The sequence below is a fragment of the Hydrogenophaga borbori genome (assembly GCF_003417535.1).
In the GTDB taxonomy this organism is placed as follows: Bacteria; Pseudomonadota; Gammaproteobacteria; order Burkholderiales; family Burkholderiaceae_C; genus Hydrogenophaga; species Hydrogenophaga borbori.
On sequence record NZ_QVLS01000002.1, the window covers coordinates 234,106 to 245,056 of the forward strand.

Here is a 10,951-nt window from a genome sequence, read left to right on the forward strand (position 1 = left end):
ATGAGCGACACGCCTTCCTCTCCTTCGCTGGGCCAGCTGTCGGCCATCAAGCTCGCCTTGATGGCGCAGAAGGTGCGCGCGCAGAGCGAGGCCGTGCTGCGGGCCGACCCGATCGCCATCGTCGGCATGGGGTGCCGCTTCCCTGGCGGCGCGGACTCGCCCGAGGCGTTCTGGCAGCTGCTGGTCGACGGCGTGGACGCGGTGCGCCCCGTGCCCGCCGACCGCTGGGACGTGCAGGCCGTCTACGACGCCGACCCCTCGGTGCCCGGCAAGTCCATCGCGCGCGAAGGCGGTTTCCTGGAGCGCATCGACGGCTTCGACGCCGCCTACTTCAACATCCTGCCGCGCGAAGCCGAGCGCATGGACCCGCAGCAGCGCCTGTTCCTCGAAGTGGCGATGGAGGCGCTGGACGACGCCGGCTTCACGCGCGACAAGCTGCGCGGCAGCCGCGCCGGCGCCTTCGTGGCCAGCTACCACAACGACTACCAGCTGCTGGAGTACCGCGACCCCGAAGCCATCGACGCGCGCACGCTCACCGGCACGGTGCACAGCGTGCTGGTCAACCGCCTGTCTTATCTGCTGGACCTGCGCGGCCCCAGCGTGTCGGTGGACACCGCCTGCTCGTCCTCGCTGGTGGCCATCCACCTGGCCTGCCAGAGCCTGCGCCACGGCGAGAGCGACATCGCCCTCGCCGGTGGCGTCTCGCTGATGGTCACGCCCGACCTGATGGTGTCGCTCTCCAAGGTCGGCTTCATGGCCCCCGATGGCCGCTGCAAGACCTTCGACGACAGCGCCGACGGCTTCGGCCGCGGCGAGGGCTGCGGCGTCATCGTGCTCAAGCGCCTGAGCGACGCCGTCGCCGACGGCGACCGCGTGCTGGCCGTGGTGCGTGGCTCGGCCGTCAACCAGGACGGCCACTCCACCCTGCTGGCCGCGCCGAATGGCCTGGCCCAGCAGGACCTCATTCGCGAGGCCCTGGCCGCGGCGCAGCTCGAGCCCGGCCGCATCGGTTTCATCGAGGCCCACGGCACCGGCACGCCGCTGGGCGACCCGATCGAGGTGGAGGCCCTGGCGGCCACCGTGGGCCGCGCCGACGTGGGCGGCGGCACCTGCTGGCTGGGCGCGGCCAAGGCCAACCTGGCGCACATGGAGGCGGCGGCGGGGGTGGCCGGTGTCATCAAGACCGTGCTGGCCATGCGCCACGAGGCGATCCCGCCGCAGATCCATTTCAAGTCGCTCAACAAGCACCTCTCGCTGGACGGCACGCGCCTGGCCGTGCCCACGACGCTCACGCCCTGGCCGCGCGGCGCGCTCACGCGCTGCGCCGGCACCAGCTCGTTCGGCGTGGGCGGCACCAACGCGCACGTCGTGCTCGAAGAAGCGCCGCGCCTGGGCGCCGCGCCGCAGGCGCCGGCCGGGCAGGGCACGCATCTGCTGCACCTGTCCGCGCAGAGCGGGCCCGCGCTGCGCGAACTCGCCCGGTCCTGGGCCGGGTTCCTGCCGCGCAGCCAGGCCTCGCTGACCGACCTTTGCTTCACCGCGGGCGCGCGCCGCTCCGCGCTGGACCACCGCCTGGCGGTGCTGGGCCGCGACCGCGAGGAACTGCGCGCCCGGCTCGAGGCCTTCGCGCGCGACGGCGAAGCGCCCGGCGCCTGCCTGGGCCGCGTGGCGCCCGACGCCGCGCCGCGCCTGGCCTTCGTCTTCAGCGGCCAGGGCCCGCAGTGGTACGCCATGGGCCGCGAGCTGTTGGCGCAGGAACCGGTGTTTCGCGCGCGCATGGACGAATGCGAGGCGCTGATCCGCGCGGCCACCGGCTGGTCGCTGCTGGCCGAGCTGTCCGTGGACGAAGCGGCGTCGCGCCTGCACCAGACCGAGGTGGCTCAGCCCGCGCTGTTCGCCATCCAGGTGTCGCTGGCCGCGCTTTGGGCCGCCTGGGGCGTGCGCCCCGGCGCGGTGGTCGGCCACAGCGTGGGCGAAATCGCCGCGCTGCAGGTGGCCGGTGTGCTCAGCCTGGCCGAGGCCGTGCGCGTGGTCTGCCTGCGCGCCCGCGTGATGCAGCAGGCCACCGGCCACGGCCGCATGGCCGCCGTCGACTGCAGCGCCGCCGAGGCCGAGGCCCTGCTGGCGCCCTTCGGCGAGCGGCTCTCGCTCGCGGCCCTGAACGCGCCGCGCAGCGTGGTGCTCTCCGGCGAGCCCGCCGCGCTGGACGAAGCGCTCAATGCCCTGGCGTCGCGCGGCGTGCACCACCGCCTGCTGCCGGTCAACTACGCCTTTCACAGCGCCCAGATGGCGCCGCTGCAGCGCGAGCTGGTGGCGCGCCTGGGCGAGGTGGCGTCCTCGCCGGCGGCCGTGCCGGTGTACTCCACCGTCACCGGCGCCGCCGCGCCGCGCCAGCGCTTCGACGCCGACTACTTCGGCCGCAACGTGCGCGAGCCCGTGCGCCTGCAAGCCGCCATCGAGGCCCTGTCGGACGACGGCTTCAACGCCTTCCTGGAGATCGGTCCGCACCCGGTGCTCAGCGGCGCGCTGGGCGACACGCTGCAGGCCCGCGGCCGCGCCGCCACGGTGGCCGCCTCGCTGCGCCGGGGCAAGCCCGAGCGCGACGCGCTGCTGGCCTCGGCCGCCGCGCTGCACGTGGTGGGCCACACGCTGGACACCGAGGCCTTGCTCGGCGGCCCGGGCGAGGTGGTGGACCTGCCGCGCTACCCCTGGCAGCGCCAGCGCTACTGGCTGCGCCCCACGCCGGTGGCCGCTGCCGCCCCCGCGCGGCCCAGCGGCGCGCACCCCTTGCTGGGCGCGCGCCTGCCGCTCGCGGCCACCAGCGACCGGGTCTACCAGGCGCGCTGGACGGTGGACAGCGCGGGCGCGCTGCGCGACCACCGCATCGGCGGGCGCCTGCTGATGCCCGGCGCGGCCATGCTGGAGACCCTGCACGCGGCCTGGCGCGCCGAGGCCGGCGCAGGCTCGCTCGAGGCCTTCGCCGTCGACCGCCCGCTGCCGCTGCCGGACGCGGGCGAACTGGCCTGGCAGGTGGTCGTGCGCGACGGCGCGGCGGGCGCGGTGCTGGAGCTGTTCCAGGCCATCGACGCGGCACCCGGCTGGCAGCGCGTGTGCTCGGCCATCGGGCGGCGCGAGGCCGCGCCGTCGCCTGGCGCCGCACCCGCCCCGATGGAAGGCGCCGCCGTCGACCGCGCCGCTTTCTATCAACGCTTCGACTCGCTCGGCGTGGCCTTCGGCCCCGGCTTTCGCGGCGTGCAGGTCTTGGCCGCCGGCGACGGCTGGGCCCGGGGCGAGCTGGCCCTGCCGCCCGAGCTGTCGCACGAGGCGCCGCGCTTCGGCCTGCACCCGGCCCTGCTCGACGCGGCCCTGCAGCTCTGCGCGGCCGCCGCCTCGGCCGGCTCGGCGGGGCTGCCCACCCAACTCTGGGTGCCCATGGGCGTCGAGCGCTTCGCGCTGTGGCGCCCGGGCCTGGCGCGGCTGCGCGCCAGCGCCACCCTGCGCGCCGAACCGGCGCCGGGCGCCGAGGCCTTCGCGGCCGACCTGCGCCTCGACGACGAGGCCGGCGAGCCGGTGGCCTTCATCACCGGCGCCCGTTTCGCGCGCGCCGACGCGCGGCGCCTGGCCGGCGACGCGCCGGACGAGGGCGTGTACGAGGCGCGCTGGCAGCCGGCGCCCGCCGGCGCCGCGTCCCCCGAGCGTCCCGCCGACGGCGCCTGGCTGCTGTTGAGCGACGCCTCGGGCCTGGCGGCCTCGCTGCGGGCGGCGCTGCAGGCGCGCGGCGCGCGCTGCATCGAGGTGCGGCCGGGCGAACGCCTGCAATCCCTGGGCGGGGACCGCTGGACCGTGGACCCGCACGGCCCGCAGGACTTCAAGGCGGTGCTGGACGCGGCCCAGGCCAGCGGCCCGCTGCGCGGCGCGGTGCACCTCTGGGGCCTGGACGCCCCGGCGCTGGAGGCCGATGACCCCGAACACGCCGAGCGGCTGGCCAGCGGCGCGCTGCTGCACCTGGCCCAGGCCCTGGTCGCGGCGCCGGCAACGCTCACCCTGGTGACGCGCTCGGCGCAATCGGTGCACGCCGGCGAAGCACCGGCGGGCCTGGCGGCCGCGGGCGCCTGGGCCTTCCTGGGTGTGCTGCGCGTGGAACACCCCGAACTGCAGCCGCGCGCGATCGACATCGATGCCGCGGCCAGCGACGGCGCGGCGCTGCTGCCCTGGCTGCTGGGCGCCGGTCCCGACACCGCGCTGCGCGGCGGCGGCGCCTGGGTGCAGCGGCTGGTGCCGCTGGCGCTGACTCACCCGGACGCGGCGCCGGCGCCCGTGGCCGACGCGCCCCGGCGCCTGGAAGTGGCGCAGGCCGGCACCCTCGACGGGCTGGCCATCCGCCCCCTGGCGCGCCCGGCCTTGCAGGCCGGCGAGGTGCGCCTGCGCGTGGCCGCGGCGGCGCTGAACTTCCGCGACGTGCTGCTGGCCCTGGGCGTCTACCCCGGCACGGGCATCCCGCTCGGCGCCGAATGCGCGGGCACGGTGATCGAATGCGGCGCCGGCGTCGACGGCCTGCGCGTGGGCGACGCCGTGTTCGGCTTCGCCCACGGCAGCATGGCCAGCGAGGCCGTGGTGCCCGCGGCCTTCCTGTCGCGCCTGCCCGCCACGCTGTCGTTCGAGCAGGCGGCCGCCTTGCCGGTGGCCTTCCTCACCGCCTTGTTCGGCCTGCAGCGCATCGCCGGCCTGCGGCGCGGCCAGCGCGTGCTGATCCACGCGGGGGCGGGCGGCGTCGGCCTGGCGGCGGTGCAACTGGCCCTGCGCGCGGGCGCCACGGTGTACGCCACCGCGGGCTCCGAGGACAAGCGCGCCTTTCTGCGCTCGCTCGGCGTGGCGCAGGTGATGGACTCGCGCAGCACCGGTTTTGTCGAGGAACTGAAGCGCGCCACGCAAGGCGAGGGCGTGCACGTGCTGCTCAACTCGCTGGCGGGCGATTTCATTCCCGCGGGCCTGTCGGTGGTCGCGCCGGGCGGCTGGTTCCTGGAGCTGGGCAAGCGCGGCATCTGGACGCCCGAGGCCGTGGCCGCGCGCCACCCCGGCCTGCGCTACCGCGCCTACGACTTCGGCGACGAGGCCTACGCCGACCCCGCGATGGTGGCGCCGCTGCTGGACGAGGTGCTGGCCGGCCTGGCCGACGGCAGCCTGCGCCCCTTGCCGGTGACGCCCTTCGATTTCGAGCGCGCCAGCGAAGCTTTCCGCCACATGGCCCAGGCCCGGCACACCGGCAAACTGGTGCTGCGCCTGCCCCCGGCGCCGCAGGCGGCACCGGCCGGTCTCGTGCGCGCCGACGCCAGCTACCTCATCACCGGGGGACTGGGCGCGTTGGGGCTGCACACCGCGCGCGGGCTCGCCCAGCGCGGCGCGCGCCATCTGGTGCTGCTGGGTCGCCGCGCGCCCTCGGCCGAGGCGCAGGCGGCCATCGCCGCGCTGCGCGGCAGCGGCGTGAGCGTGCGCGTGGCCGCGCTGGACGCCGCCGACGCCGGCGCCATGGGCGCGCTCCTGGCCGAACTCGCGCGCGAGCTGCCGCCCCTGCGCGGCGTGGTGCACGCGGCCGGCGTGCTGGACGACGGCGCGCTGATCCGCCAGACCTGGGCGCGCTGCGCCGCCGTGCTGCGCAACAAGGTGGGGGGCGCGCGCGTGCTGCACGCGCTCACGCGCGAGTGGCCGCTGGACTTCTTCGTGCTCTATTCCGCCGCCGGCGGCTGGCTGGGCGCGCCCGGCCAGTGCGCCTACGCCGCCGCCAACGCCGAACTCGACGCCCTGGCGCGCGCACGCCGCGCGTCGGGCCTGCCCGCGCTCAGCGTCGGCTGGGGCGCCTGGGCGCAGGGCGGCATGGCCACGCAGCTGGCGGCCTCGGGCCGCGACCCCTGGGCCGGGCGTGGCCTCAAGCCCATCGAGCCCGAGCTGGGCCTGCAACGCCTGGAAGCCCTGTGGCGCGAGGGGGCCACGCACGCCCTGGTGCTGCCGATCGATTGGTCGGCCTTCCTTTCGCACTTGCCGGCCGGCGTGGACGCGGCCCTGTTCCCGGCCGCCGCGCGCCGCCCCGCGCCCGCCGCCGAGACCCTGCCCGACGCCACCCTGGCCGCCCGCCTGCGCCAGCTGCCCGCCGGCCAGCGCCGCGGCGCGCTCATGGCCCACCTCGCCGAGCGCGCGCTGCAGGTGCTGGGCCTGGACGCCGGCACCGCCATCGACCCCCGGCGCGCGCTCAAGGACATCGGCCTCGACTCGCTGATGGCGGTGGAGCTGCGCAACGCCCTGACGCGCTCCATCGGCCAGCCGCTGTCGGCCACCTTGCTGTTCGACTACCCCAACCTCGACGCGCTCACCGCCTACCTGATGCGCGCGCTCGGCCTGGAGGACGCGCCCGCGCCCCAGGCCACGGCCGGCGCGCCGGCCCATGGCGAGCTCGCCGCGCTGTCCGACGAAGAAGCCGAGGCCCTGCTGATGCAGGAACTCTCGGGCGGACCCGAAAGCCCCGGAACATGAACGACCCGCAGCCCGCCACCGAAGCCCTGTCGCCCGTCAAGCGCGCCCTGCTCGAAATCCGCGAGCTCAAGGCGCAGCTCGCGCGCGCGCAGTCGGCCGCGCACGAACCGCTGGCCATCGTCGGCCTGGCGCTGCGCCTGCCGGGCGGCGTGAAAGACATGGAGGGCCTGGGCGATCTGCTGTGGAACGGCCGCGACGCCATCGGCGGCATTCCCGCCGATCGCTGGCCGCTCGACGCGCTGTACGACGCGGACCCGGACGCGCCCGGCAAGATGACCACGCGCCATGGCGGTTTCCTCGACGGCGTGGACCGCTTCGACGCCGAGTTCTTCGGCATCTCGCCGCGCGAGGCCGCCAGCATGGACCCGCAGCAGCGCCTGCTGCTCGAAGTGGCCTGGCAAGCCCTGGAGAACGCCGGCCAGGCGCCAGGCGAGCTGGCGGGCACGCGCACCGGCGTCTACATGGGCGTGGGCAACAACGACTACGGCCGCGCCATCTACCGCCACCACGAACTCATCGACCCGTACTTCGGCACCGGCAACTCCTACAGCGTGGCCTCGGGGCGGCTGTCCTACGTGCTGGGCGCGCAGGGTCCCGCCGTCACGGTGGACACGGCCTGCTCGTCGTCCCTGGTGGCCCTGCACCTGGCGGTCCAGGGCCTGCGCCTGGGCGAGTGCGACACCGCCCTGGTGGGCGCGGTCAACCTGATGCTCACGCCCGAGATGAACATCAACTTCTCGAAGGCGCGGATGATGGCCGCCGACGGCCGCTGCAAGACCTTCGACGCCGCCGCCGACGGCTACGTGCGCGGCGAAGGCTGCGTGGTGCTGGTGCTGCGGCGCCTGTCGGACGCGCAGGCGCGGGGCGACCGCGTGCTGGCGGTGGTGCGCGGCAGCGCCATCAACCAGGACGGCCGCAGCGGCGGCCTGACCGCGCCCAACGGCCCGGCGCAGGAAGACGTGATCCGCGCCGCCCTAACCAACGCGCGCGTGCGGCCGGGCGAGATCGGCTACGTCGAGGCGCACGGCACCGGCACGCCGCTGGGCGACCCGATCGAGGTCGGCGCCCTGGGGGCCGTGCTCGGCGCGGGCCGCGAGGCCGCGCGGCCCCTGCTCATCGGCTCCATCAAGACCAACATCGGCCACCTGGAGGCCGCGGCCGGCCTGGCCGGCGTCGCCAAGGTGGTGCTGGGCCTGCAGCGCGGCGAGCTGCCGCCGCACCTGCACTTCCGCCAGGGCAACCCGCACATCGACTGGGCCGCCTGGCCGCTGAAGGTGCCCACCGCCGTGACGCCCTGGGCGCCCATCGAGGGGCGCCGGCTCGCGGGCGTCAGCGCCTTCGGCTTCAGCGGCACCAATGCCCACGTGGTCCTGGAGGCCGCGCCCGAGGCGCCCGCGCGCGAGGCGCCCGCGCACGAGCGCACCACGCACCTGCTGGCCCTGTCGGCGCGGCACGACGGCGAGCTGGCCGAGCTGGCGCGGCGCTACGCGCAGGCCCTGGCCGCGCCCGACCTGAACCTGGCCGACCTGTGCTTCACCGCCAACGCCGGCCGCGCGCATTTCGCGCACCGCCTGGCCGTGCGCGGTCAGAACGCGGCGCAGATGATCGACGGCCTGCGCGCTTTTCTGGACGGGCGCGAGTCCGAGGCGCTGGTGAGCGGCCACAACGAGGGCGCCACGCGCCCGCGCGTGGCCTTCCTGTTCACCGGGCAGGGCGCCCAGCACGTGGGCATGGGGCGCGCGCTGTACGAACAGCAGCCCGTGTTCCGCGCCGCCATGGACGCCTGCGACGCCGCGCTGCGCCCGCACATGGACCGGGGCCTGCTGGCGCTGCTGTACGCCCCGCCTGACGCGGCGGTGTCCATCGACGACACGGCCTACGCCCAGCCGCTCACCTTCGCCATCGAGGTCTCGCTGGCCGCGCTCTGGCGCTCCTGGGGCATCGAGCCCGAGGCCCTGCTGGGCCACAGCCTGGGCGAGTACGCGGCGGCCTGCGTGGCCGGCGCCCTGTCGCTGGAGGACGGCCTGCGCGCCGTGGCCGCGCGCGGGCGCCTCACGCACGCGCTGCCGGCCGACGGCGGCATGGCCGCCGTGTTCGCGCCGCTGGCCACGGTGCAGGCCCAGCTGGCCGCCAGCGGCGACCCGGCGCTCGCCATCGCCGCCGACAACGGCCCCGAGCACTTCGTCATCAGCGGCCCGCGCGACAGCGTGACGGCCGCCGTGGCCGCGCTGCAGGCCCAGGGCGTGCGCGCCAAATCGCTGCGCGTGCCGCACGCGGCGCACTCGGCCCTCATCGAGCCCGCGCTGCCCGGCCTGCGCGAAGCGCTGGCCAGCGTGCGCTTCTCGCCGCCGGCCATCGCCCTGGTGTCCAACCTCACGGGCGAGCCCGTGGGCCCGAACGAGCTGGCCGACCCCGACTACTGGCTGCGCCACATGCGCCAGCCGGTGCGCTTCGCGCCGGCCCTGCAGGTGCTGCTGCGCCAGGGCATCACGCACTTCATCGAGGTCGGCCCGCACCCGGTGCTGCTGGGCATGGGGGCCGAATGCGCGGCCGGGGCGACCGTCGACTGGCTGCCCTCGCTGCACCGCGAGCGGCCCGAGGCGAACGACATGCTGGAGGGCCTGCAGAAGCTCTACGCGGCGGGCGCCGAGGTGGACTGGGCCGGCTTCGACGCACCCTTCGCGCGCCGCCGCGTGGCCGCGCCGAGCTATCCCTGGCGCGCCACGCGCCACTGGATGGACGTGGTCAACCAGGCGCCGGGCATGGCCTTGAACGCGGGCCAGCGCTGGGCCGCGCTGAGCCAGGCGCTGGACCGGCAGGCACAACGCGGTCCGCTGGACCTGGGCATCGCCTCCTACCCCGCCAAATGGGCCTGCCTGGAGGCCATCACCCTCGCGCACGCCGCGCACACGCTGCACGAAGCGGGCTTGTTTCGCGTGGCCGGCGAATCGCGCACGCTCGACGAGGTGCTGCACGCCGGCGGCATCGCGGCCGGCTACCGCCACCTGGTGGCGCGCTGGCTGGCCGGCCTGGCCGCGCGCGGCGATCTGCGCGCCGCGGGCGAGGCCTTCGTGGCCGACGCGCCGCTGGCCGCGCCCGACCTGCCCGCGCTGTGGGCCGGCGCCGAGGCCCTGTTCGCCGACAACCAGCCCCTGCTGGACTACCTGCGCCACTGCGGCTCGCTGGTCGAGCCCGTGCTGCGTGGCCGCGAAAGCCCGCTGGAAACCCTGTTCCCTGGTGGCTCCTTCGAACTCGCCGAAAACTTGTACCAGCGCTCGGCCACCATGCGCTACATCAACGGCCTGGCCGCCACCGCCTTCGAGTCGCTGGGCGCCTCGGTGCCGCCAGGCCGCCAGCTGCGCGTGCTGGAGATCGGCGCCGGCACCGGCGGCACCAGCGCCGCGGTGCTGGCCGCGCTGCCGCCCGATCGCGCGCGCTACCACTTCAGCGACGTGTCCGACGTGTTCCTCGACCGCGCGCGCGAGCGCTTCGCCGAGCACCGCTTCCTGAGCTTCGGCGCCTTCGACATGGACCAGGACCCGGCCGCGCAGGGCTATGCGCCGGGCGGCTTCGACGCCATCGTCGCCGCCAATGCGGTGCACGCGAGCAAGGACCTGCGCACCGCGCTGCAGCGCCTGCGTGGCCTGCTCGCCCCGGGCGGCGTGCTGGTGCTGGTGGAGTCCACCACCCACCTGGCGTGGTTCGACATGAGCACCGGCCTGATCGAAGGCTGGCAGCACTTCGCCGACGACCTGCGCACCGACAACCCGCTGCTGCCGCCCACCACCTGGGTGCGCGCCCTGCGCGAGGCCGGCTTCGACGAGGCCGGCGCCTGGCCGCCCGCGGGCTCGCCCGCCGAGGCCCTGGGCCAGCACCTCATCGTGGCGCGCGCGCCGGGCTCGGCCGAGGCCGCCGGTGGCGTGACGCAGGCGATCGAGCCGGCCGGTGCGCCGGCGAGCGCGCCCACGCGCACCGGGCCGCAGGAAGCGGCCGAGGCGCTGCGGCGGCGGGTGCGCGAGGCCTTGCCAGGCGAACGCCTGGACCTCTTGCGTGAATTCGTGCGCGATCGGGTCGTTCGCGTGCTGCGCCTGGACCAGAACGAGCCGCCAGGGCGGCACGATCGGCTGATGGACCTCGGATTCGACTCGCTCATGGCCGTGCAGCTGCGCAACCAGCTCGGCACCGGCCTGGGCCTGGACAAGCCGCTGCCCGCCACGCTGATGTTCGACTACCCCACCATCGACGCGCTGGCCGCGCACCTGCTGGGTCGCGTGGCGCCCACCGACACGGCCGCACCCGCCGCCCCGTTGGCCGCGCCCGCCACGCCCGCCGCCGCGCCCGCCGCATGGGGCGAGGCCGCCGTGGCCGCCATGAGCGACGCCGAGATCGAAGCGCTGCTGCTCGCGCGCCTGGACAAGACCTGAAC

2 protein-coding genes are annotated in these 10,951 nt (G+C 76.0%); both read left to right on the forward strand.

Annotated elements, in window-relative coordinates:
• On the forward strand, positions 1–6,525 hold the full coding sequence (locus DY262_RS04270) for a type I polyketide synthase (protein ID WP_116957739.1): 6,525 nt from the start codon (positions 1–3) through the stop codon (positions 6,523–6,525).
• The gene (locus tag DY262_RS04275) at positions 6,522–10,949 is read left to right on the forward strand and encodes a type I polyketide synthase (protein WP_116957740.1); all 4,428 of its coding nucleotides are present in this window, start codon (positions 6,522–6,524) and stop codon (positions 10,947–10,949) included. The genes DY262_RS04270 and DY262_RS04275 overlap by 4 nt, the downstream gene beginning before the upstream one ends.
• Positions 10,950–10,951: the final 2 nt, after the last annotated feature.

Excerpts from the sequence above, each read along its gene's own strand:
- DY262_RS04270 (WP_116957739.1), top strand. The coding sequence starts at position 1 with ATGAGCGACACGCCTTCCTCTCCTTCGCTGGGCCAGCTGTCGGCCATC.
- DY262_RS04275 (WP_116957740.1), top strand. The coding sequence starts at position 6,522 with ATGAACGACCCGCAGCCCGCCACCGAAGCCCTGTCGCCCGTCAAGCGC.